Annotated in this window: 20 protein-coding genes and 1 pseudogene; 11 read left to right on the forward strand and 10 right to left on the reverse strand. The window is 60.5% G+C overall.

Annotated elements, in window-relative coordinates; all coding sequences use genetic code 11:
- From dmpG to RCI20_RS13345, 11 genes and pseudogenes are all read left to right on the forward strand, one after another.
- Positions 1–576, forward strand: a 576-nt coding sequence (gene dmpG / locus RCI20_RS13295) for a 4-hydroxy-2-oxovalerate aldolase (RefSeq protein WP_306606308.1), incomplete at its 5' end; no start/stop codon positions are given.
- Between the two features lie 136 nt (positions 577–712).
- Positions 713–1,741: pseudogene (locus RCI20_RS13300) on the forward strand (branched-chain amino acid ABC transporter permease); the annotation flags it as partial.
- A gap of 9 nt (positions 1,742–1,750) precedes the next feature.
- Entirely contained in the window at positions 1,751–3,568 is a 1,818-nt protein-coding gene (locus tag RCI20_RS13305; protein WP_306606391.1) for a branched-chain amino acid ABC transporter ATP-binding protein/permease, read from the forward strand.
- 1 nt (position 3,569) lies between these two features.
- Positions 3,570–4,319: an ABC transporter ATP-binding protein gene (locus RCI20_RS13310; RefSeq protein ID WP_306606310.1), complete on the forward strand. Its 750-nt coding sequence runs from the start codon at positions 3,570–3,572 to the stop codon at positions 4,317–4,319.
- 94 nt (positions 4,320–4,413) lie between these two features.
- Complete coding sequence (locus RCI20_RS13315; RefSeq protein WP_306606312.1) at positions 4,414–4,998, forward strand: hemerythrin domain-containing protein; 585 nt, start codon at positions 4,414–4,416, stop codon at positions 4,996–4,998.
- 18 nt (positions 4,999–5,016) lie between these two features.
- Positions 5,017–6,207, forward strand: a complete 1,191-nt coding sequence (locus tag RCI20_RS13320) for a Bcr/CflA family multidrug efflux MFS transporter (protein WP_306606392.1) — start codon at positions 5,017–5,019, stop codon at positions 6,205–6,207.
- 41 nt (positions 6,208–6,248) lie between these two features.
- A complete protein-coding gene (locus RCI20_RS13325; RefSeq protein WP_306606314.1) occupies positions 6,249–7,118 on the forward strand; it encodes an alpha/beta fold hydrolase in 870 nt (289 codons plus the stop codon).
- A gap of 273 nt (positions 7,119–7,391) precedes the next feature.
- Entirely contained in the window at positions 7,392–8,456 is a 1,065-nt protein-coding gene (locus RCI20_RS13330) for a porin (RefSeq protein WP_306606316.1), read from the forward strand.
- Positions 8,457–8,671: 215 nt separating this feature from the next.
- Complete coding sequence (gene gloA, locus RCI20_RS13335) at positions 8,672–9,055, forward strand: lactoylglutathione lyase (RefSeq protein ID WP_306606318.1); 384 nt, start codon at positions 8,672–8,674, stop codon at positions 9,053–9,055.
- A 54-nt stretch (positions 9,056–9,109) separates the two neighbouring features.
- A complete protein-coding gene (locus RCI20_RS13340; protein ID WP_306606320.1) occupies positions 9,110–9,907 on the forward strand; it encodes an ABC transporter substrate-binding protein in 798 nt (265 codons plus the stop codon).
- Positions 9,891–12,947, forward strand: coding sequence for an ATP-binding protein (locus RCI20_RS13345; RefSeq protein ID WP_306606322.1), 3,057 nt, complete (start codon positions 9,891–9,893; stop codon positions 12,945–12,947). The genes RCI20_RS13340 and RCI20_RS13345 overlap by 17 nt, the downstream gene beginning before the upstream one ends.
- Here RCI20_RS13345 and RCI20_RS13350 read toward each other — a convergent pair.
- The 10 genes from RCI20_RS13350 to RCI20_RS13395 all read right to left on the reverse strand — a co-directional run bounded on the left by RCI20_RS13350 (position 12,895) and on the right by RCI20_RS13395 (position 23,528).
- Complete coding sequence (locus RCI20_RS13350; protein WP_306606324.1) at positions 12,895–14,154, reverse strand: glycosyltransferase; 1,260 nt, start codon at positions 14,152–14,154, stop codon at positions 12,895–12,897. The two genes, RCI20_RS13345 and RCI20_RS13350, sit on opposite strands and share 53 nt — an antisense overlap.
- Position 14,155: 1 nt before the next feature.
- Positions 14,156–14,965, reverse strand: coding sequence for a UDP-2,3-diacylglucosamine diphosphatase (locus RCI20_RS13355; RefSeq protein WP_306606326.1), 810 nt, complete (start codon positions 14,963–14,965; stop codon positions 14,156–14,158).
- A gap of 190 nt (positions 14,966–15,155) precedes the next feature.
- Positions 15,156–16,709 (reverse strand): TerC family protein, encoded by a 1,554-nt coding sequence (locus RCI20_RS13360; protein WP_306606328.1) that lies wholly within the window; start codon positions 16,707–16,709, stop codon positions 15,156–15,158.
- 298 nt (positions 16,710–17,007) lie between these two features.
- Complete coding sequence (gene phoR / locus RCI20_RS13365) at positions 17,008–18,288, reverse strand: phosphate regulon sensor histidine kinase PhoR (protein WP_306606330.1); 1,281 nt, start codon at positions 18,286–18,288, stop codon at positions 17,008–17,010.
- Between the two features lie 5 nt (positions 18,289–18,293).
- On the reverse strand, positions 18,294–18,980 hold the full coding sequence (gene phoB / locus RCI20_RS13370) for a phosphate regulon transcriptional regulator PhoB (protein WP_306606332.1): 687 nt from the start codon (positions 18,978–18,980) through the stop codon (positions 18,294–18,296).
- Positions 18,977–19,666, reverse strand: coding sequence for a phosphate signaling complex protein PhoU (gene phoU / locus RCI20_RS13375; protein WP_306606334.1), 690 nt, complete (start codon positions 19,664–19,666; stop codon positions 18,977–18,979). The genes phoB and phoU overlap by 4 nt, the downstream gene beginning before the upstream one ends.
- Positions 19,667–19,676: 10 nt before the next feature.
- Positions 19,677–20,456 carry a phosphate ABC transporter ATP-binding protein PstB gene (pstB, locus tag RCI20_RS13380; protein WP_306606337.1) on the reverse strand — a complete coding sequence of 260 codons (780 nt, stop codon included), beginning with the start codon at positions 20,454–20,456 and terminating at the stop codon, positions 19,677–19,679.
- A gap of 98 nt (positions 20,457–20,554) precedes the next feature.
- Positions 20,555–21,481, reverse strand: coding sequence for a phosphate ABC transporter permease PstA (gene pstA / locus RCI20_RS13385; RefSeq protein WP_306606339.1), 927 nt, complete (start codon positions 21,479–21,481; stop codon positions 20,555–20,557).
- Positions 21,482–21,494: 13 nt separating this feature from the next.
- On the reverse strand, positions 21,495–22,430 hold the full coding sequence (gene pstC / locus RCI20_RS13390; RefSeq protein WP_306606341.1) for a phosphate ABC transporter permease subunit PstC: 936 nt from the start codon (positions 22,428–22,430) through the stop codon (positions 21,495–21,497).
- Positions 22,431–22,526: 96 nt separating this feature from the next.
- Positions 22,527–23,528: a PstS family phosphate ABC transporter substrate-binding protein gene (locus RCI20_RS13395; protein WP_306606343.1), complete on the reverse strand. Its 1,002-nt coding sequence runs from the start codon at positions 23,526–23,528 to the stop codon at positions 22,527–22,529.
- Between the last annotated feature and the right edge of the window lie 28 nt (positions 23,529–23,556).

Consider the following 23,556-nt stretch of genomic DNA (forward strand, 5'->3'; position numbering starts at 1 on the left):
CAGGCCAAGCTGATGGAAGGCTATGGCGCCAACTGCATCTACGTCACCGACTCGGCCGGCCACCTGCTGCCGGACGGCGTCAAGGAGCGCCTGTCGGCGGTACGGGCTGCGCTGAAGCCGGAAACCGAACTCGGTTTCCACGGCCACCACAACCTGGCCATGGGTGTTGCCAACAGCATCGCCGCCATTGAAGTCGGCGCCAACCGCATCGATGCGGCTGCCGCCGGTCTCGGCGCCGGCGCCGGCAATACGCCGATGGAAGTACTGATCGCCGTGTGCAGTCTGATGGGCATCGAGACCGGGGTCGATGTCGCGAAGATCACCGACGTCGCCGAAGACCTCGTGGTGCCGATGATGGACTTCCCGATCCGCATCGACCGCGATGCGCTGACGCTGGGTTACGCCGGGGTCTATGGCTCCTTCCTGCTGTTTGCCAAGCGCGCCGCCGTCAAGTACGGCGTGCCGGCCCGCGACATCCTGGTCGAACTCGGTCGCCGCGGCATGGTCGGCGGCCAGGAAGACATGATCGAAGACACCGCCATCACCATGGCTCGCGAACGGGGACTGCTGGCTTGATGCGCCACAGTGTCATTGGCGCCTGCGCGGCAATGACACTGGACGAACAAAGCCCAACGGTTTTTGCTCTTTTTATCAGGTTGACCGCAAAAGGCCACTGCACGTGGCCCTTTGCCGCTGCATCAGGAGTCCTTTGATGGATGCCTCAATCTTCGCACTGCTGGCCCAGGACGGAATCACCAATGGCGCGATTTACGCGCTGCTGGCACTGGCCCTGGTGCTGGTGTTTGCCGTCACTCGCATCATTTTCATTCCCCAAGGCGAATTCCTCGCCTGGGGGGCGCTGACCATGGCCGCGCTGGAAACCGGCAACAAGCCGGGGACGATCTGGCTGCTGCTCGGTGCCGGCGTGCTGACTTTTATCGCCGACATCGTCACGGCACGACCGGGGCGTCGGCCCTTCCTGCATTCCGGCATATGGAATCTGGCTTACCCGGCAGCGCTGACGGTACTGCTCTGGTTGCTGCCGCTGAACGAGACACCGACGGCAATTAAAGCTTTGCTGACGCTGGCCATCGTCGTACCGCTGGGGCCGATGCTCTATCGCATTGCTTTCCAGCCGATTGCCGAAGCCTCAGTGCTGGTTTTGCTGATCGTCTCGGTGGCGCTGCATCTGCTGATGGTCGGTCTGGGCCTGCTGATCTTCGGCCCGGAAGGTTCTCGCACGGCACCGTTCAGCGATGCCCAACTGGAAGTTGGCGCGCTGATGATCGGCGGTCACACCATCGTCGTACTGCTGGCGGCCATCGGGCTGATTGTCGGGCTTTATCTTTATTTCAATCGCACGCTGGCCGGCAAAGCCTTGCTGGCAACTGCGATCAATCGCAACGGCGCGCGCCTGATGGGTATTTCGCCGGCGCTGGCCGGGCGGCAGACCTTCTTCGTCGCGGCCCTGATCGGCACCCTGTCCGGCTTGCTCGTCGCGCCGCTGACGACGATTTACTACGACTCCGGCTTCCTGATTGGCCTCAAGGGCTTCGTTGCAGCAATCATTGGCGGCCTCGCCAGCTATCCGCTGGCCGCTGCCGGCGCCATCGTCGTTGGCCTGCTCGAATCTTTCTCGTCCTTCTGGGCCAGCGCCTACAAGGATGTGCTGGTATTCACGCTGATCATCCCGGTACTGATCTGGCTGTCCTGGTCCACGCACCACATCGAGGAAGAAGATACCGGCCACCTGGCCAATGCACCGCACCGCGACAAGGGCCTCGATGCCCGTCTGGTACTCGGCGTGTTCCTCGCCGCGCTGGCGGCAGCACCGCTGCTCCTGCCCGAGTTCTACGTCACCATGCTCAATTACGTCGGCCTGTCGGCGCTGGTCGCGCTCGGCCTGGTACTGCTGACCGGGATCGGCGGCCTGACCTCCTTCGGTCAGGCGGCGTTTGTCGGCCTCGGCGCCTACACCACGGCCTGGCTGACGACGACCACGGAATTGCCAGCCTGGCTGGCGTTTACCGCAGGATCGCCGTGGGCGGCATTGGTACTCGGGCTCGTGCTGACGGCAACGGTGGCGATCATCCTCGGCTCGCTGTCGCTCAAGCTGTCCGGGCATTACCTGCCGCTCGGGACAATGGCCTGGGGCATCAGCCTGTTCTTCCTGTTCGGCAACATGGAGTTCCTCGGCGGTCATGCCGGCTTGTCCAGCGTGCCGGCGATCAGCATTTTTGGCTTCGAACTCGACGATAACCGCCATTACTACTACCTGGTCTGGGCTTTCGTCCTCTCGGCACTCTTTACCACCAAGAACCTGCTCGACTCACGCGAAGGCCGTGCCATTCGCTCCTTGAAGGGCGGCATCGTGATGGCCGAGGCGATGGGCGTCGACACCTCGCGCGCCCGCATGGTGATTTTCGTCATCGCCGCCTTGCACGCCTGTGCCGCCGGTTGGCTCTATGCCCACCTGCAGCGTTTCGTCAATCCGACGCCTTTCGGCCTGCACATCGGCATCGAATACCTGTTCATGGCCGTCGTCGGCGGCGCCGGGCAGGTTTGGGGCGCGCTGGTCGGCGCCGGGGTGATCACCGTGTTGAAGCAGTGGCTGCAGGATGTGCTGCCCAAGCTGTTTGGCTCAGCCGGCCATTACGAGGTGATTGTTTTCGGCCTGATGATGATCGTGCTGCTGCACCGCGCCCGCTCCGGGCTGTGGCCGCTGCTCGCCCGCCTGGTGCCGGTAAAGAGCGATATCAAGGTGGTTGATCAAAATGCCGAGCCCTTGCCGAAAAAGCCGCAGCCGCCGCACGGCGAGGTGATTCTCGAAGCGCAGAACGTGACGCGCAAGTTCGGCGGTCTGGTCGCCAACAACAATATGAGCCTGCAGGTCAAAGCGGGGGAAATCCTGGCGCTGATCGGTCCCAACGGCGCTGGCAAGAGCACGATGTTCAACCAGTTGTCCGGCGTCGATACGCCGACTTCGGGCGAAGTGCTGTTCCGTGGCAAGTCGGTCGCCGGCCACGATTCGCGCGAAATTGCTGCGCTAGGCATGAGCCGCACCTTCCAGCATGTGCGCCTGCTGCCGAATATGAGCGTGCTGGAAAACGTCGCTATCGGCGCCCACCGCCGCGGTGGCAAGGGCGTGCTATCAGCCGCCTGGCGGCTGGATCGTGTCGAGGAAGCACGGCTGTTGCGCGAAGCAGCGATGCAGGTCGAGCGCGTTGGCCTGGGCGAATTCATGCATGTCGAAGCCGGCAGCCTGGCGCTCGGCCAGCAGCGCATCCTCGAAATCGCCCGCGCGCTGTGTTCCGATCCCTGTTTGCTGCTCCTCGACGAGCCGGCTGCCGGCCTGCGCCTGAAGGAAAAACAGGCGCTGACCGAACTGCTCAAGCGCCTGCGTGGCGAGGGCATGGCGGTGCTGATCGTCGAACACGACATGGATTTCGTGATGAATCTCGTCGACCGCTTGGTGGTCATGGAATTCGGCGAAAAGATTGCCGAAGGCTTGCCGGAAGAGGTCCAGCAGGACCCGGCGGTGCTCGAAGCCTACTTGGGAGGGGTGTGAGATGGCCAAAAACGTTCTGGAAATCCGCGATCTCTCGGTCGCCTACGGCAAGGTCGAGGCGGTCAGCAAGCTCAGCCTGTCGGTCGGCGAGGGCAAGATCGTCACCGTGATCGGCCCCAACGGCGCCGGCAAGACGACAACGCTGGCGGCGATCATGGGTCTGCTGCCGTCAAAAGGTCAGGTCGAGTTCGATGGTTCGGTGGAAGTCGAGCCGGAAGTCGAACGCATGGTCGTGCGCGGCATGAATCTGGTGCCGGAAAAGCGCGAGCTGTTCGGCACCATGAGCATCGAGGACAACCTGTTGCTCGGCGCCTTCCAGCGCAACCGCCAAGGGCATCGCGACCACCTGCAGACGATGGACGAGGTCTATACGCTGTTCCCGCGCCTCAAGGAGCGGCGGCACCAGCAGGCCGGCACGATGTCGGGCGGCGAACGCCAGATGCTGGCGGTCGGCCGGGCGCTGATGGCCAAGCCCAAGCTGCTGATGCTCGACGAGCCCAGCCTCGGCCTGGCACCACTGATCGTGCGCGAGATTTTCCGCATCATCAGCGAACTGCGCCGGCGCGGCGTCTCGATCCTGCTGGTCGAGCAGAACGCCCGCGCCGCCTTGCAGGTCGCCGACTACGCCTACGTGCTGGAAAACGGCAGCGTGAAGATGGAGGGCGAAGCCGAGTTGCTGAAGAACGATCCGCGCGTGATCGAGAGCTATCTCGGCCTGGCCAGCAAACACCAGGAAATGCTTTCAAGCTGAGGGCACGCAATGACCCTCGCCATGCCCGCCACTGCGGGTGTGACGAGGGGTTTTCCCGTTATTCGAATTTGAAAAGAGCGAAAAGAGAACAGCCATGGAAGCCCTGCACATCATCGGCGAGGAACACCAGTCGCTGGCGGCAATCCTGCACGCCATCCGCTTCATGTTGAAGGAAATCGGCGCTGGCCGCCTGGCGCCCGACCTCAAGCTTTTCCAGGCGATGGTGCATTATCTCGACGCCTACGCCGAGCAACGCCACCACCCCAAGGAAGACCTGCTGTTCAAATACCTGGAACAGCGCAGCAGCGAGGGCGCTGAAGCGCTGGCCGAACTGGCCGTCCAGCACGCTGCCGCGCCGCAGCGCATCGCGGTACTGCAACAGGCGGTTGCTGCCTATGCGGTCGACCCGACGCGTTTTGCCGACTTCGCTCGGGCCTTCGAAGCCTATGCCGACTTTTATCGCGGCCACATGCTGCTTGAAGAAGAGATTGTCCTGCCGCTGATACGCCGTTACCTGAGCGAAGAGGACTGGATTGCGGTCGACGCCGAATTCCGGGCAGAAATGGACGCCAATTCGCTTGATGCCGACAGCAAGGAAGATTTCAAGGCGATATTCTCGAAACTTGTCGCCTGTGCGCCAGCGCCAATCGGCTTCGGCCCGCGCCCGTACCTCGACTGAACGACCATTACCTTGCCCATGCACCAAGCGCATCGACCAGACCGGCTGGTCATCCTGCTCGGCATGCTGGTCGCCTTCGGGCCGCTGGCCATCGATCTCTACCTGCCTGCCTTGCCGGCCATCGCTCTCGGCTTGGCCGCACCGGCCGCCCAGGTGCAATTGTCGATCACCGTCTTCCTCGCCGGTTTTGCCTTGGGCATGCTGTGCTATGGACCAATCTCGGACCGCTACGGACGACGGCCGTTGCTGCTGGCAGGCATTGCGCTCTTCGTCTGCGCCAGTCTGGCCTGCCTGCTGGCGGCCGGGATCGAGCAACTAATCGTCGCCCGTTTTTTCCAGGCATTGGGTGGCGGGGCTGCTTCGGTACTGGCCAGAACGGTCGTGCGCGATGTGTTTCGACCGGCCGAAGCGCTTCGCACGCTCTCGCTGATGGCCATGGTGACCGCCATCGCACCGCTTGTTGCACCGCTGATCGGCGGTGTGCTGCTGGCCAGCTTCGGCTGGCGCGGCACCTTTGCCTCACTGTTTTGCTGGGGCCTGATCAGCCTGGCGGTCGTCTGGAAGCTGCTCCCGGAAAGTCTATCTGCTGAAAATCGCGGTCAACTGCCGCTCGGGGCCGCTTTTGCCGCCTACTTCCGCCTGCTCGCCGACCCCGTCGCCCTCGGCCTCTTGCTGGCCGGAGGCATGTCTTTTGCGGGAATGTTTGCCTACATAACAGCAAGCCCCTTCTACTTCATTGAACTTGGCGGCCTCTCACCGCTGACTTATAGCTGGATTTTCGCCGCCAATGCCCTGGGCATTTTTGCCGCCAATTACCTCAACAGCCGCCTCGTGCACTCACGAGGCGCAGCAGCAATGGCCGGCATCGGCTGCGCCCTCGCCTTCCTCGGCGCCCTGATTCTGCCGCTGGCCATCCGCCTGCCGGAAGCCATGGCACTGACCATTGCGGCAATGTTCGTCATCGTCAGCATGACCGGGCTGCTGGGGGCCAACTGTGTCGGCTTGCTCATGGCGCGCTACCCAAACAATGCCGGCGCTGCAGCCGCGCTTTTCGGCGCCGCGCAATTCGGTTTCGGCATGCTTGCCAGCGCCAGCGTCAGCATCTACCACGATGGCAGCGGCCAGCCCATGGCCTGGACCATCCTCATTACCAGCACTGTCTCGTTTGCCGGCTATCTGCTTTTTCGCAGCGCCGGCAGACAAGCCTGAAACCAATGCCACTCATACCGCCCCCACAGAAAGGATCGCATATGACCACACTGACTGAAGCTGCCAGCAGCCGTTTTGTCCACATCAAGGAGGGTGACCTCGACCTGCAACTGCATTACAACGATCTCGGCAACTGCAGCAACGCCGGTGCTGAAACCGTTGTCATGCTGCACGGCTCCGGCCCCGGCGCCAGCGGCTGGGCCAATTTCAACCGCAACATCGAACCGCTGGTCAATGCCGGCTACCGCGTCATCCTGATGGACTGTCCGGGCTGGAACAAGAGCGATCCCATCGTCTGCAGCGGCTCACGCTCTGAACTCAACGCCCGCGCCCTCAAGGGTCTGCTCGACGCCATCGGCCTGGCCAAGGTGCACATCATCGGCAACTCGATGGGCGGCCACTCCGCCGTCGCCTTCGCCCTGGCCAACCCGGCACGGGTCGGCAAGCTGGTACTGATGGGTGGCGGCACCGGCGGCCCCAGCCAGTTCGTGCCGATGCCGACGGAAGGCATCAAGCTGCTGCAAGGCCTCTACCGCGAACCGAGCATCGAGAACCTGAAGAAGATGATGGCCGTCTTTGTTTTCGACAGCAGCAGCCTGACCGACGAGCTCTACCAGGCTCGCCTCGACAACATGATGGCGCGCCAGGATCACCTGGAAAACTTCGTCAAGAGCCTGGCCGTCAACCCGAAGCAATTCACCGACTACGGCCCGCGCCTCGGCGAAATCAGCGCGCCAGCCCTGGTCATCTGGGGGCGCGACGACCGCTTCGTGCCGATGGACGTCGGCCTGCGCCTGATCTGGGGCATGCCGAATGCCGAACTGCACATCTTCAACCGCTGCGGTCATTGGGCGCAGTGGGAACACGCCGACAAGTTCAACCGCATGGTGGTCGATTTCCTCCAGCACTGAGCAACGCGGATCGGCAGCAAATCAGGAAAGCCCGAGCCTGTCGGGTTTTCCACCAGGAGTTTGTCTGGCAGGGCGGCGCAAAACTTCGCTTCCGCCAGGCAGATGCTTCCGTCAGGCAAGTTGGACAAGAACCTGCGGAGCAACGGCGTAAAGCGTATCGGTCATCAAGTCGACCGTACGCGATGCGTGCTTCATGGCGTTCTCTGCGCACTTTTCCCGAAAGGGCTGGCGTCAGGAATGTCATTTTCAATTCAATACAAAAGAGGAAAAGACATGAAGAAGACAATCATTGCGTTGGGGGTGACCACGTTGATCTCCGGCGCAAGCATGGCACAGAGCAACGTGCAGGTTTATGGCGTGGTTGATATGGGCTACGTTCATTTCAGCGCAGACCGCGTCAAGAGCATGAACACCATCGACAACGGCATGAATGCACCATCGCGCATCGGCTTCAAGGGCACCGAGGATCTCGGCAACGGCCTGAAGGCGCTGTTCACGCTGGAATACAACATTGCGCCGGACCAGAATTCGGGCGTTGGCGACCCGGCATCGAGAACCCGCTTCACCGGCACGCAAGCACGCCAGCAATATGTGGGGCTGAGCGGCAATTTCGGTACCGTGGTTGCCGGCCGTCTGCAAACGACAGGCTTCGATTTTGCCTGCAGCTACAACCCGGTAGCCGGCGGCGCCTTCAACGTCACGGATCGCATGAAAGCGACGACCGTGCTGAACTGCGGCACCGGAGGACGCCGGGATAACGCAGTGGCCTATATCTCGCCGAGCTTTGGCGGCCTGTCGTTTGCCTACAACCACGCCCGGGTAACCGAGAGCGCGGCAACCCAGCCGACGGAAAAAGATGCATCCGCCAACCTGTTGTCGCTCACCTACGCCAACGGCCCGCTGAAACTGGGTACCGTGTATTCGAAAATCGATGCCCGCAATACGGTTGCAGCGGACGACACACGCGAATATGGCCTGGGCGGCAGCTACGATTTTGGTCTGCTGAAAGCTTTTGCCATGTATCAGAATCAAAAGCAGGATGGTCTGTCGAGCGACAGCAAATGGGCGCTTGGCGTTGCCGTACCGGTTTCCACCAAGGGTACGGTCAAGGCAGCCTATGGTCAGAATCGCATCGAGAGCGGCGCAGCGAGCAATGCCGATACAAAAGCCTACTCGCTGGTCTACAACCATGACCTGTCGAAACGCACACAACTGTACGCCGGCTGGACCCGTGTCAGTAACGAGCGCAATGCCACCACGGCGCTCGCCGCCGATTTCGTCGTAGGCAACAGTGCCAACGGCAATCTTTTTGCGACCGGCGTATCGCACAAGTTCTGATCGGGCGTCTTATTCCCCATCGAAAAAGCCGCCAAGGCAAACAAGTAATACGTAAAAAATAGGGCATTTACCCGTTCGGGGCGCGGCGACAATTTTGCGTCGCGTCCCGAACGCCGTCCTTACCGGACAAGGCGCATTTTCCCCCGCCCCACCGCGTACCTGATGAACTGCCGGTAAAATCACGAACTACTTCCGCAATTCTGAAAGGAAACCCCATGCGCATCCTGCACACCATGCTCCGCGTCGTCGACCTCGACCGTTCCATTGCTTTCTATACCGAGATTCTCGGCATGCAGTTGCTGCGCCGCCAGGACTACCCGGAAGGTCGTTTTACGCTGGCTTTTGTCGGCTACGGCAGCGAAGACCAGGAAGCCGTCCTCGAATTGACGCACAACTGGGACACCAGCAGTTACGAACTGGGTAACGCCTACGGCCACATCGCGCTGGCCGTCCCCGACGCGGCAGCCGCCTGCGCCGAAATCAAGGCACGCGGCGGCAAGGTCGTGCGCGAAGCCGGGCCGATGAAGCACGGCAGCACGATCATCGCCTTCGTCGACGACCCGGATGGCTACAAAGTGGAATTGATCCAGCGCAAATAGACAGAACGTTCTTTTGCTACACTGCGCCGAGCCTCTATCACGAAAGCAATACTCATGCTAAGCCCCCTGCGCTTCCTGCTGCTGACTACCGCCCTGATCGGCAGCAGCAACACGGCCTTCGCCCAGTCCAGCACCCTGGATCGGGTGACGACGAACCAGACCGTGCGGGTTTGTTTTTGGCCGGATTATTTCGGGATCAGTTACCGTGACCCGAAAACCCGTCAGCTTTCCGGCATCGACGTCGACATGGCAAAAGCACTCGGCCGTGATCTGGGGGTCAATGTCGAATTCGTCGATAGCTCATTCGCCCGACTGATCGACGATGTGACCCAGGATCGCTGCGATATCGCCATGTTCGCCATCGGCATCACGCCGCAACGCCAGGAAAAATTGCGTTTCACCCGGCCGCACATGGCCAGCGACATCTACGCCATCACGACCAAAAGCAATCGCCGGATTCGCCAATGGAAGGACATCGACCAGCCGGGTTCCGTGGTTGCCGTCGCCAAGGGCACCCTGCATGAGCCGGTGATGAAGGAGAAGTTGCGCTCGGCCACCCTGAAAGTGCTGGACACGCCGCATGCGCGCGAACAGGAAGTGGAATCCGGTCGGGCCGATGTGTTCATGACGGATTTTCCCTTCAGCCAGCGCATGTTGCGCACCACCGACTGGGCTCGCCTGGTCAAACCGGACAGCGTCTATCACCTGACCCCTTACGCCTGGGCAATGCGTCCAGGAGATGACCGCTGGCATGCACGAGTCGAGCAGTTCCTCGTCAAGGCCAAGCGCAGCGGCGAATTGAAAGCCTCGGCCGAACGCCACGGACTGCTGCCGATTGCTGTCCTCGATTAAAACGCCGGCCGCACCGGGCAACCGGACGGGCGCCCTGACCCGTCTGTTGATCGGCATGCAGATCATTCTGCTGGTAACAGTCGTTGCCGGAACGCTGTCGCACGTCTTCCAGTTGCGCGAAGAAGCCTTGCTGCGCCATCTCGACGATGCCAAGGGGCAAGCCCGGGTCTTCGAGGAACAACTCACCCAGACGCTGAACCTGAGCGACCTGACACTGCAGGGGCTGCCCGATGTCCTCGAGATGCCGTTACGCAACACCGAGAAAGCCTCACGTCAGCTGGAGCAGATGCTGGTTCGCCTGCTCTTCCTGCGTTCGCTGTCGGTAGCCGACGAACACGGCCTGATCATCGCCAGCTCGAACCGGGAAAACATCGGCCACCAGATCGATGCAAAAAACTTTCATCCTTTGCATGAAGGACCGGAGGTCGCCAATTTCATGCGCATCGGCACCCCTTGGCGCGGTCGGGACATTGCCGATGGCAGCCCGACCAATACCGAAAACCCGGCACCGGCGGACAGCCTGAGCTTCATTCCGGTCGTCCGCGAAGTCATCGTCGAAGGACAGCGCTTGCGCTTCATTGCCGCGCTCAACCCGGACTACTTCATCAACCAGTTCCTGCACCACGTCGCGCCGGAACTGACCGAAGTGGAGATCATCGACTACCAGGGCATTGCCACACTCTCGACCCGGCAGGATCTGGCGCCAGGCAGCCGCCATCTGGCCGACGCCATGCTGGACAGCATGCGCGAACATGAAATCGGCAGCCTGGGGGAATACGGCGCTTACCGGCAGGAAATGTTGACTGCCTATCGTGCCTCGCGCAACTATCCCCTGTTCGTGCTGATTCACGTTGACCGCGAACGTGCACTGGCCAATTGGCAGACTGAAACCCGCGACACGCTGATCCTGATCGGACTGGCGCTGAGTGTCACGCTGTTGCTCAGCAGCCTGCTGATCCAGCGCGTCCGGCGCGGCTTGCTCGACGAAGCCCGCTTGCATCACGAACGACAACTTGCCGCGCAGGTGTTCGAGAACAGCACCAGCGGCATCATGGTGACCGATGCCGAACGCCGGATTCTTGCGGTCAACCCGGAATTGATCGAGGTTTCCGGCTTCAGCAGGGCTGAACTGCTCGGGCAGACACCGCGCCTGCTCAATTCCGGGCGACACCCCCCGGCGTTCTACCAGAACATGTGGGCCCGGATCGCAAGCGACGACATCTGGCGCGGCGAGATCACCAACCGGCGCAAGGATGGCCGCCTGATCGAAGAATGGCTGACCATCTCCGCCGTGCGCGACAAACAGAACCAGGTGGTCAATTATCTCGGTGTTTTCGAGGACATCACCGAACAACGCTTGCAAGCACTGCGCCTGAAACGCCAGTTGGCTGCGCTGCGTGCACTGAACGAAATTGCTACGGTCAACGGCCTTGATCCCAGGGAAACGCTGCGTCAGGCACTGCTGCTCGCCAGCCGGCACCTGCATCTCGAATACGGCATCATCAGCTACATCGATCAGAGTAGTTCGACCTACCGTATCGAAGTCCAGGTTTCACCCGACAACACCCTGCATGACCGGCAGGAGTTTCCGCTCGGCAGCACCTTTTGCAGCACCATCGTCGAGCGCGACAGCCTGTTCATGCTGGTCAATGCGGCCGACTCGGAATACCGCGACCATCCATGCTTCAAGGAATTCCAGCTGGCCAGCTATCTCGGTGCCCCTATCCGCATCGACGGCAGCTTGTACGGCACCATCAACTTCTCGTCACACACCGGGCGCGACCACGACTTCGATCCGTCGGACATCGAGTTCATCCAGTTGCTGGCACGCTGGGCCGGTGGCTTCCTCGAACGCATGCGCGCGCTTGAACAACTGGACAAAGCCCGGCAGGCGGCAGAAGCGGCCAGTGTGGCCAAGGGCAGCTTCCTGGCCAACATGAGCCATGAAATCCGTACCCCGATGAACGGCGTGATCGGCATGGCCGAATTGCTGCTCACCACGCCGTTGACCGCAGAACAGCGGGATTTTGCCGAAACCATCAGGCACAGCGCCGACAGTCTGCTCAGCCTGATCAACGACGTCCTGGATTTCTCCAAGGTCGAAGCCGGCAAGCTGCACCTGGAATGCATCAGCTTTTCACCGGCCGACGTGTTGCACGACACCATCGCCCTGCTGCGTCATGCAGCCAGCCTGAAGCCGCTCACGCTGAATGGCGAGATTGCCCCCGATGTACCGCAACAAGTCATTGGCGACCCCAGCCGTCTGCGCCAGGTCTTGATCAATCTGGTCGGTAACGCAGTCAAATTCACCGAAGCGGGTAGCGTGTGCATCGAATTCAGCAGCCAGCCCATCGCTGGCTCGGATCGCTCGACCTGGCTGTGCATTCGCGTTAGCGACACCGGCATCGGCATGGCACCGGACGTGCTGGCCGGGCTGTTTTCCCCCTTCTTCCAGGGAGATGCCTCGACCACCCGGCAGTTTGGCGGCACCGGCCTTGGCCTGTCGATCTGCAAGCGGCTGACCGAACTGATGGGCGGCAAAATCAGCGTCGAATCCACGCCTGGCTGCGGCAGCGTCTTCCAGATCGAGTTACCGGTCGGCATCGACAACTGCGCCAGCGCTGAAACATCCATCAATGAATCAGCCCTGACCTTGCCTGAGGGCACGCAGGTGCTGCTGGTTGAGGACAATCTGGTCAATCAGAAAGTCGCGGCAGCCCTGCTCAACAAACTGGGCTGCGTGCATGTCATTGCCGACAATGGCGCAGAGGCGCTACGTCTGCTGGGCGAACAACAGTTCGACGTCGTGCTGATGGACTGCCAGATGCCGGTGATGGATGGATTCGAGGCCACCCGCCGACTGCGCGCCGGCCAGGCTGGCGATGCCATGCGTACAGTCCCGGTCATCGCCATGACGGCCAACGCCATGCAGGGGGATCGCGAAGAATGCCTGGCCTGCGGCATGGACGACTACCTGGCCAAACCGGTCAACAACGCCACGCTGAAAGCGGCCCTGGCCCGCTGGACGCATCGCCGCTGACGCCAGCACCCGGAACAACCGTCTCGCCGACCAGTTCGACCAACGGCCGATCAGCAACCGCGCCAAGTTGGCGCAAATTGCCGTACAGCTTGGCCAGACGCGCGGCCATCGCACTGTCCGACCAAGCGCTGGCACCTGCCAGTGCCTCACTCGGCAAATGCGTCCAGGCGTAGGGGCGAGCCAGGATGCGCCCGAACAACTCGCCAAAGGCTTGTGGATCATCAGGCGGCGTCAGGCAGCCGCGCCCGCCGGCAAGAATATCGGTCGTACCCATGGCCGATAGCGCAACCACCGGCAGACCGGCGGCCAACGCTTCAAGCAGCACCAGCCCCTGGGTTTCGGTGCGTGAGGCAAAAACAAAAAGGTTGGCCGCCGCATAGCAATCGGGCAGATCGCGCTGACGATCCATGTAACCGAGAAAACGCACCGCATCACCCAGACCGAGTGCCGCCACCTGACGCTTCAACTCGCCGCTGGCCGGCCCTTCTCCCGCCACGATCAGCAGGATGTCCGGTTGCTGCCGGCGGGCATGGATCAAGGCTTCGAACAGGAAGCCGATGTTCTTTTCATGCGCCACGCGACCGACAAACAAGGCGACCGGACGGGTCGGCGAAATATTGTGGCGCTGACGGAATGCCACGCCATCGCCCCCGGCGAATTGGGCCAGCGGAATACCGGTCGGCAGCACATGCAGCGGCGTACTCACCCCGTATTGCTCAAGGCGCTGACGCATGGCCGAAGAGGGAACAACCACCGCATCGAGCGCATTACACTGGCGGCGCGACAAGGCGCGGGCTTGGCGGCGCAGCCAGACAGCGGGCAAAAAGGGCGCGTAATGCGCCACATACTCTTCAAACAGCGTGTGGTAGGTCGCGATCACCGGCAAACCCAGCCGACGTGCGGCCTTCAGACCTGCGTAATGCGCGATGAACGGTGTCTGGATATGCACGATATCGCAATCGCGCGCCGCTTCCAGGACGGCGCGATGCATCGCCCGCCAGCCGACCAGCCGGTCTTCCCTGTCGCCCGGCACTGGCCGTCCGGCCACCCGGATGATCCCAGCCTCTTCCGGCTCATCGCCATAACGCGGCACCACCAGACGCACCTCGACGTCCTGCTCGGCCAAGGTTCGACGGAAGGTTTCAATCGATGTTGATACCCCGTTCACGCGGGGAAAATATACATCCGACACCATCAATACGCGCATTTCAAGCCTCCACCGTTTCCTTGACCGCTTCTGTTGCATGCGAAAAAACTTCGGCCGGTGCGCGCGGCATCACATCGCCCGCCCCCCAGGCCACCAGTTCGAGACGACCATCCATGTGTTCGACGATCGCGGTGCAGGAGTCGACCCAGTCACCGCAATTGATGTAGTGCAGACCATCGATCTCACGCATCGCCGCCCAATGGATATGGCCGCAGATCACCCCATCCAGCCCGCGTTCGCGGGCGTGATGCACGGCCGATTCTTCGAAATCGAAAATGAAATTCAGCGCCTTCTTGACCTTGCGCTTGGCGAACCCGGCGAGCGACCAGTAGCCCGCTCGCCCCAGCTTGCGCCGCACCCAGGACAACCAATGATTGATCCGGACCAGCAGGTCGTAAGCCTTGTCGCCAAGCACGGCAACCCAGCGATGATGGCGGGTGACCTGGTCGAACTGGTCGCCGTGGATCAGCAGGTAACGCTTGCCGTCGGCCGTTTGATGCACGACCTCATCGGCCACCTCGATGTCGCCGAACACGGTGCCGCAGTATTCGCGCAGCACTTCGTCGTGATTGCCGGGAATGAAGACCACGCGCTCGCCATGCCGGGCCCGGCGCAACAGTTTCTGCACCACGGTATTCTGGGCCGGCGTCCAGCAGATGCTGCGACTCATCGCCCAGAAATCGACGATGTCGCCGATCAGGAAGGTCTGCTCGGCCGGGTATTCGCGCAAAAAATCGAGGAGTCTGTCCGCCTGGCACGCCCGCGTGCCAAGGTGGATATCCGATAAAAACAGGCTTCTGACGTTGGGCATGCACGCACGATAGCCAGCCCGCGTGAACAGAGCATGACCCCGGTGTGACAGGACCATGACAGCCCAACGCAGCACTTTTGCGGTCAACGACCGAAAATGCTGCTTTTCCGGATGAAGCGCAGCCAACCGGAAGGACAAGAATACCGACAGAACCCCGAGTAACAGGCGTTACCCGAGGTGAGTCCGGGTCTTACTCCGCCACGAACTCGGGGGCCAGGTGCGACACCCGCACCAGTTCAATCCGCCGATCCGATATCTGGACCACCTCGAAACGGAAATCGCCAAACTGGAAAAGTGCGCCGACTGCCGGCATCTGTTCATGCTGCGCCAGCAGCAAGCCGGCCAGGGTCACGTAATCATCGTCCGCACCGACCAGTTCGACCTCGCCGAGCGATTGCTCCAACTGGTGCAGATCGGCCGTCCCCTTGACCAGCCATTCATCGCCTTCACGCACGATATCCGGCGTCTCGTCGGCATCGGGAAACTCGCCGGCAATGGCCTCCAGGATGTCGAGCGGCGTCACCAGCCCCTGGATCGTGCCAAATTCATCGACCACGATGACCAAGCTGCCCTTCGCCCTGCGCAACACGCCGAGGATCTTGATCACATCCATCTGATCGGGAATCAGGATGGGCGGATATTGCGCCGCACACGAGGCCAGATCCTGAGCATTGTCCAACGCGGTAAACAGTTCCTTGGCGCGAACAACGCCGATTACCTGATCGAGCGAACCACGACAGACCGGGAACAAACTGTGCGGCGTTGCCAGCAATTGCGCCCTGACCTCGGCCGCATCGCTGGCGCAATCGACCCACGAAATATCGCCACGCGGCGTCATGATCGTGCGAATGGAGCGTTCGGCCAGCGTCAGCACGCCGGAAATCATGAAGCGCTCCTCTTCGCCGAAAGCGGCCTGCGGTGCGCCCTCCTCGACATCGGCCGCCTTCTCGGCTGCGCTGGCTACCTTGCGCCCGCCCATCAGACTGAGAATGGCGTCTGCCGTCCGGTCACGCAGCGGCAAACGCGCCTCGTTTTTCGACAGGTTGCGCCAGGCCAGTTGATTGAATGTCTCGATCAGGACCGAGAAACCAATGGCCGCGTAGAGATAACCCTTCGGAATATGGAACCCGAACCCCTCGGCCAGCAGACTGAAGCCGATCATCAACAGGAAACTCAGGCAGAGCACGACCACGGTGGGATGGGCATTGACGAAGCGGGTCAGCGGTTTGGACGCCAGGATCATGATGCCCATGGCAATGACCACGGCAGCCATCATGACACCAAGCTGGTCGACCATACCGACGGCGGTAATCACCGCATCGAGCGAAAACACCGCGTCGAGCACGATGATCTGCGCCACGACCATCCAGAAGCTGGCATAAGCCGACTTCGGCCCGGCCTGGTGCAGATTGCCCTCAAGCCGCTCATGCAACTCCATCGTCGCCTTGAATACCAGGAACAGACCGCCGATCAACAGGATCAGGTCACGCCCGGAAAAGCTGAACTGGCCGATCATGAACAAAGGCTCGGTCAGGGTGACCATCCATGAAATTGCGAATAGCAGCCCCAGGCGCATGACCAAAGCGAGCGAAAGGCCGATCTGCCGCGCCTTGTCACGTTGGCTGGGCGGCAACTTGTCGGCCAGGATGGCGATGAATACGAGGTTGTCGATGCCGAGTACGATTTCGAGCACGACCAGCGTCAGCAAACCGACCCAGATCGACGGGTCCATCAGAAACTCCATGACAAGCTCCGGAAAGGAATGCTGCGTGTCGCCGCAAAGCGCCGGGCGCGGCAAGCACGCTGGCGGAAGGCATCGATCAACGACGCGGGGGGCGACAAGCGAATACGACGGGAGGGGACAGACAGATTACAGCGGGTACATGCCCTGACGGCGAACAGGACCAGGCAACATCGATAACATTCCATGGAGGAGGAAACACGGCCTTTCTTTATATGGGAGGCTCAGTCTAATGGATGCGCCGGGGCAGAACAACAGGCAAGCCCCCGGCGGAATCCGGGCAAGTCTCTGCCGCTACAGTTCAGACGTCGCTGACACGAGCGGACGGAAACCTGACGATAAAACAACTGCCCTTGCCTGGCGTGCTGGTGATATCCAGCGTTGCCTGGTGGCGGTTCAGCGAGTGCTTGACGATGGCCAGACCAAGACCGGTACCGCCGACATCGCGCGAACGACCACGATCAACGCGATAGAAGCGCTCGGTCAAGCGGGGAATATGCTGTGGCTCGATCCCGATCCCCGTATCCTGCACGGCAAATTCCGCACCTTGCGACGAGACTTTCCAGATCAGCGTGATACAGCCCCCGCTCGGCGTATAGCGCACGGCATTCGAGACCAGATTGGCCAGCGCACTGACCAGTTCGGACTCCGAACCGTGCAGATCGCCCTGCCCTTCGATTTGCAGCACGATCTGATGCCGGCCGGCCGACAAGGCTTCGGCATCACGCCGCAGCTTATCCACCAGCGAAGCCATATCGACCACCTCATCCTCCGGTGGCGGCGCCGATTCGATGGACGACAAGGTCAGCAAATCCTGCACGATGGACTGCATGCGCTTCGACTGTTCGCCCATCAATTGCAGGTAATGCTGGCGCGACTCGCGGTCGACATCGATTTCCAGCAAGGTTTCGACAAAACCGGACAACACGGTCAACGGCGTGCGCAGTTCATGCGACACATTGGCCACGAAATCCCGCCGCATGCTGTCCAGACGATCCGTTTGCGTAATATCCCGGACCTGCAACAACCAGTTGTCGTCGGCGTAAGTAATGACGCTCAACGACAGCACACGCTCAAAATAACGCTCCAGACGCAGGACCAGCGAGCGGGAAAAATCGCCCCTGGCCAGATAGTCGACGAACTCCGGCTGCCGGACGATATTGGTAATCGCCGCACCGCGATCAGTGGCTGACGAAATGCCCAACTGGCGCTCTGCCGTCTTGTTGCAAAACTGGATCTGATACAGCCCGTCGAGCAGCACAACCCCGTCGTTCATCGCATGCACTGCCGCGATCAAGCGGGCGATATCGCGCTCACGCAGCTCGATTTTCTCCAGTAATTCCTTTTCGTGACGGTACAGGCGACGAAATACCCGGTCCCATTCGCCATCGCCCTCCAGGCTGGCATCAAGCACCGGCTTGCGTGACCAGCGCTCAAGACGAGAAAAATTCCGGTAGTGCATCGCCAGATGCAGGCTGAGTCCCAGATAAAACAGCACCCAGCCCATCCACGGCTCGACAAAATAACCCAGCAAGAAAGAAACGGCGGCCGTTAACAGGCCATAGATCAGCGCTCGTTGCACGTTAGTCAGGCACCCCGGAAACGGTAACCGGTACCGCGCACCGTTTCGACCCGCTCATGATGACCGGACGACTCAAGCGCCGCGCGCAGGCGGCGAATGTGCACATCCACCGTGCGCTCTTCGATGAAGACATGGTCACCCCAGACTTCATCGAGCAACTGGGCACGCGTATAAACCCGTTCAGCATGCGTCATGAAGAAAAACAGCAGACGGAACTCGGTCGGCCCGAGTTCGATCGGTTGACCGGCAGCCAGCACCCGATGGGTCGCCGGATTAAGCGCAAGATCGCCCACTTCAACCGCTTCGCCGGCCAGATGCGGCGCGCGGCGGCGCAATACGGCACGCACTCGGGCAACCAGTTCCTTCGGTGAGAACGGCTTGGTGACGTAGTCGTCGGCCCCGGCATCCAGCCCCTGAACCTTGTCTTCTTCATGCACACGGGCCGTCAACATGATGATGGGCAGTTCACGCGTCCGCTCGTCGGCCCGGATTTTCTTGGCCAACGCCACACCGGACTGACCGGGCAGCATCCAGTCCAGCACCACGAGATCCGGCAGCGCCGTGCGGATGGCCGAGTCAGCCTCTTCCGCACTACCGGCCCGTACCACCAGGAAACCGGCATGTTTGAGGTTGATGACGACCAGTTCCTGAATCGATGGCTCGTCTTCGACGACCAGAATGGTCGGTGTCACTTGATGGCCTCCTTGTTGTGCCGAATGTCACGCCCCTCGACGACGAAAATGACCTGCTCGGAAATATTCTTCGCATGATCGCCGATCCGCTCAATGGCTCGGGCAATCGAGATGATATCCATGGAAACCGTAATCGTGCGCGGATCTTCCATCATGTGGGTGATCAATTGGCGGATGATCGACTTGAATTCGACATCCACCGCATCGTCAGCCCGAATCACATTGAGCGACAAACCCGCGTCAAGCCGAGCAAAGGCATCAAGCGACTGGCGCACCATGTTCAGGGCAGCATCGGCCAGATGGCGAACGCCGACGCCATATTGCGAAGGCGTATGGCCGGCTTCATAAATGCGGCGTACGCCCTTGGCGATTTTCTTGGCCTCATCGCCGGTGCGTTCAAGGTCGGTGACGATCTTGCTGATGCCAAAGACCAGGCGCAAATCGGAAGCCGCCGGCTGGCGCATGGCGATGATGTGGGCGCAGTCGTTGTCGATGGCCTTTTCCAGCTCATTGACCTTGCGGTCGGTCTCGACGATGGTCTTGACGTTGGTGACTTCGCCCGTGGTGTAGGCATCGATTGCCGAAGAAACCTGGGTTTCGACCAGGCCGCCCATCTGCAGCACATGCGTGCGCAGACGACTCAGATCTTCGTCGAACTGGCTGGAGACGTGTAGGGATTCGTTCATTTTTTTCTCCTCAGCCCATGCGGCCGGTAATGTAGTCTTCTGTCCGCTTTTCTTTCGGCTTGATGAAAATCTCATCGGTCTTGCCGAATTCGATCATTTCGCCCAGGTACATGTAGGCGGTGTAATCGGAAACCCGCGCTGCCTGCTGCATATTGTGCGTGACGATCAAGATGGTCACGCGTTTCTTCAGCTCATGCACCAGTTCCTCAATGGCACCGGTGGCAATCGGGTCGAGCGCAGAGGTCGGCTCGTCGAACAGCAACAGTTCAGGGTCAGTCGCCAGCGCACGGGCAATGCACAGACGCTGCTGCTGCCCACCGGAAAGATTCGGCGCCAGATCCTGCAGTCTGTCCTTCACTTCGTCCCAGATCGCCGCGCCGCGCAGGGCGTGCTCGACCTTGTCGTCAAGCATGCGCTTGTTGTTTTCACCACGCACCCGCAGGCCGTAGGCGACGTTTTCGAAAATGGTTTTCGGAAACGGATTCGGCTTCTGGAACACCATGCCGACGCGCATGCGCACTTCGATCGGATCGACTTCCGGCGACAGCAGGTTGGTGTTGTCCGGGAAGAAACGGATTTCGCCTTCGTAGCGATTGCCCGGATAGAGGTCGTGCATGCGGTTGAAACTGCGCAGGTAGGTCGATTTACCGCAACCGGAAGGCCCGATCAGCGCGGTGACCTTCTTGTCGTAAATCGGCATGTTGATGTTTTTCAGGGCCTGGGCTTCGCCGTAGAAAAAATTGAAGTTTCTGGCTTCGGCTTTCAAGGTCGGTTGATCATGCGTCTGCATTTTCGATTCCATTCAAAATGTCGGTTTTTGGGCTTTTTTCTGCGGTCGACCGTAAGGTCAGCCTTTGACTCTGTGGTCGCAGAAAAGCACTAAATTCATTACCACTTGATGTTCTTGCGCATCTTGTAGCGCAGGTAGATGGCGACGGCGTTCATCGACAGCACCATCGCCATCAGCACGAAGCCGGCGGCGGCGGCGTTGATTTCGAAAGCCGGGTCGGGGCGCGAGGTCCAGTTGAAGATCTGGATCGGCATCACCGTGAAAGGCGACATCACCCAGTCGAACAGACCAGCCGAGATGCCATCGGCGCCGGTCACGGTAAAGGGCGCCGGCGGCAGGAAGGCGATGAAGGTCAGCGCACCGATGGTGATGATCGGTGCGGTTTCGCCGATGGCGCGCGCCAGACCGATGATCACACCGGTCAGGATGCCGGGCATGGCATACGGAATGATGTGGTAACGGCAGGTCTGCCAACGGGTGGCACCGACGGCCATCGAACCTTCGCGGATCATCGCCGGAATGGCGCGGATGGCTTCCCGGGTCGACACGATGACGATGGGCAAAATCAGCAGTGCCAGCGTCAAACCCGCCGACAGGATGCTCTGGCCGAAGCCGAAGGTATAGACAAAGATACCGAGGGCCAGCAGGCCGTACACAATCGACGGTACAGCAGCGAGATTGGTAATGTTGATTTCGATGATCTCGGTGATCCAGTTGCGCTTGGCATACTCTTCCAGGTAAATCCCGGCGGCGACGCCGAGCGGCACAGCGGCCAGCGCGGTCACGAACATCACCAGGATGGTGCCGACCCAGGCCGACAGGATGCCGGACTGCGCCGCCCGGCGCGAAGCGAAGTTGGTGAAGAAGTCGAGATTCAGGCGCTCCAGACCACGGATCAGCATGTCGCCGACCAGCAGGGTAATGACCAGCAAACCGAGCGCCAGACAGACAATGCCCAAGGCCTGGAAAATCCTGTCTTTCAATTTACCGCGAGCGATCAGCGCACGGATTTGTTCTGTCGTCATTGATTTCTGCATTTTAATAAGCCTCCCGGAAGCGACGGCGCATCCACTGGCCGGCAATATTGAACGCCAGCGTAATCAACAACAGCGTCAGGCCGGCGGCGAAAATGGTCTGGTAACCAATCGAGCCGTGCGGCAAGTCACCCAGTGCAACTTGCACGATATACGAGGTAATTGTTGCCGCCGGCTCCATCGGGTTCCAGGTCAGGTTCGGCTGCATGCCGGCCGCCACGGCAAGAATCATCGTCTCGCCGACGGCGCGGGAAATCCCCAGAATGTACGACGCAGCCAGACCGGACACGGCAGCCGGCACGACCACATGAATGGCGGTATGCAACTTGGTCGCCCCCATCGCATACGACCCTTCGCGCATGCTCATCGGCACGGCGCGCATGGCGTCCTCTGATAGCGAGGCAATGTAGGGCACGATCATGATGCCCATGACCAGACCGGCGGAAAGCAAGGAAAAGCCCGGCAGTTCCGGGAAAATCGTCTGCAGCAGCGGCGTCACGATCAGCAGGGCGAAGTAGCCAAAAACGATGGTCGGGATGCCACCGAGCAGTTCAAGCACCGGCTTGGCAACTTCACGCACTTTCGGATTGGCAAACTCGGACAGATAGATGGCGATGATGGTCCCCATCGGAATGGCCACCAGCAGCGCAACACCTGATGACACCAAGGTGCCGGAAATGAGGACCATGATGCCGTAATGGGCATCATCAAATAGCGGGGTCCATTGGGTATCGGTCAGAAAGTCAGAAATCGGGACATTCTGGAAAAAATGGATGGACTCGGTGACGAGCACATAAACGATGCCGACGGTCGTCAGCACGGAGACCGCAGCGGCGGCAAAGAGCACGAACTCGATCAGGCGCTCGCTGACGTGACGCATGGCGTTTTTGGCCAGACGGTCACTGACCTGGGGCAGGCCGGAGATATTGTTTTGAGACATGGCGTAATCCACTGGAAGAACCCTCTTTGACATAAGGCCGACCCTGGTGGGCCGGCCTTTTGTTGACGAATCGTGAGCGATTCGCCGGGGCGCGATTTACATCTTGGCTTCGCGCTTCATGATTTCTTCGACGGTGATGCCGACTTCATTCTTGCCACCGAAGACGGTGCCAATCTTGCCGTCCTTGGCATGCTTGATGTTGCCTTCGTAGGCAGCCTTCGGCAGCGGCACGTACTTGACTTCACGGATCAGCTTGTCGGCGTTCTTCATGTAGAACTCGACGAACTCGCGAATTTCCGGCTTCTGCAGGGACTTGGCCTTGACATAAACGAAGATCGGACGCGACAGCGGTACATACGTACCGTTCTCGACGTTGGCACCGGACGGCTCGACAGCCTTGCCGGTCTTCGGATTGACGATCGGCAGCCCCTTCAGGCGAGCCATGTTTTCAGCGTAGTAGGCGTAGCCGAAGTAACCGATGGCATTGACGTCACGCGACACACCCTGAACCAGCACATTGTCGTCTTCCGACGCAGTGTAGTCACCACGCGAGGACTTGGCCTTGCCGACGATGGCTTCGGTGAAATATTCGAAAGTACCGGAGTCGGCGCCAGCGCCGAACAGCTTCACCGGTGCATCAGGCCAAGCCGGATTGACCTGGCTCCACTTCATCACAGTGCCCTGGGCAGCCGGTTCCCACAGCTTCTTCAGCTCTTCGACGGTGGCCTGCTTGAGGAAAGTGTTTTTCGGGTTGATCACGACGGTCAATGCATCGTAGGCCACCGGCATTTCGACGTAATCGACGCCGGCCGCCTTGCAATCAGCCATTTCCTTGGCGGTGATCGGACGCGAGGCATTCTGCAGATCGGTTTCGTCGCGGCAGAACTTCTTGAAACCGCCACCCGTGCCGGAAATACCGACAGTGACCTTGATGCTGTTCTTCTTGGCCTTCTGGAATTCTTCTGCGACCGCTTCGGTAATCGGATAAACCGTGGAAGAACCGTCAATCTTGACGATCTGGGCGTAAGCAGCCTGCGCACCGAACAGGGTGACACCAGCGACTGCCAGGGCGGAAACGATCTTGGATTGCTTGAACATTAGCTAACTCCTGTTGGGAAAAATGAAA

It is taken from the genome of Azonexus sp. (assembly GCF_030824335.1).
In the GTDB taxonomy this organism is placed as follows: domain Bacteria; phylum Pseudomonadota; class Gammaproteobacteria; order Burkholderiales; family Rhodocyclaceae; genus Azonexus.

Coding starts and splice junctions, on each gene's coding strand:
- RCI20_RS13310 (WP_306606310.1), top strand. CDS start 3,570: ATGGCCAAAAACGTTCTGGAAATCCGCGATCTCTCGGTCGCCTACGGC.
- RCI20_RS13315 (WP_306606312.1), top strand. CDS start 4,414: ATGGAAGCCCTGCACATCATCGGCGAGGAACACCAGTCGCTGGCGGCA.
- RCI20_RS13320 (WP_306606392.1), top strand. CDS start 5,017: ATGCACCAAGCGCATCGACCAGACCGGCTGGTCATCCTGCTCGGCATG.
- RCI20_RS13325 (WP_306606314.1), top strand. CDS start 6,249: ATGACCACACTGACTGAAGCTGCCAGCAGCCGTTTTGTCCACATCAAG.
- RCI20_RS13330 (WP_306606316.1), top strand. CDS start 7,392: ATGAAGAAGACAATCATTGCGTTGGGGGTGACCACGTTGATCTCCGGC.
- gloA (WP_306606318.1), top strand. CDS start 8,672: ATGCGCATCCTGCACACCATGCTCCGCGTCGTCGACCTCGACCGTTCC.
- RCI20_RS13340 (WP_306606320.1), top strand. CDS start 9,110: ATGCTAAGCCCCCTGCGCTTCCTGCTGCTGACTACCGCCCTGATCGGC.
- RCI20_RS13350 (WP_306606324.1), bottom strand. CDS start 14,154: ATGCGCGTATTGATGGTGTCGGATGTATATTTTCCCCGCGTGAACGGG.
- RCI20_RS13355 (WP_306606326.1), bottom strand. CDS start 14,965: ATGCCCAACGTCAGAAGCCTGTTTTTATCGGATATCCACCTTGGCACG.
- RCI20_RS13360 (WP_306606328.1), bottom strand. CDS start 16,709: ATGGAGTTTCTGATGGACCCGTCGATCTGGGTCGGTTTGCTGACGCTG.
- phoU (WP_306606334.1), bottom strand. CDS start 19,666: ATGAACGAATCCCTACACGTCTCCAGCCAGTTCGACGAAGATCTGAGT.
- pstB (WP_306606337.1), bottom strand. CDS start 20,456: ATGCAGACGCATGATCAACCGACCTTGAAAGCCGAAGCCAGAAACTTC.
- pstA (WP_306606339.1), bottom strand. CDS start 21,481: ATGACGACAGAACAAATCCGTGCGCTGATCGCTCGCGGTAAATTGAAA.
- pstC (WP_306606341.1), bottom strand. CDS start 22,430: ATGTCTCAAAACAATATCTCCGGCCTGCCCCAGGTCAGTGACCGTCTG.
- RCI20_RS13395 (WP_306606343.1), bottom strand. CDS start 23,528: ATGTTCAAGCAATCCAAGATCGTTTCCGCCCTGGCAGTCGCTGGTGTC.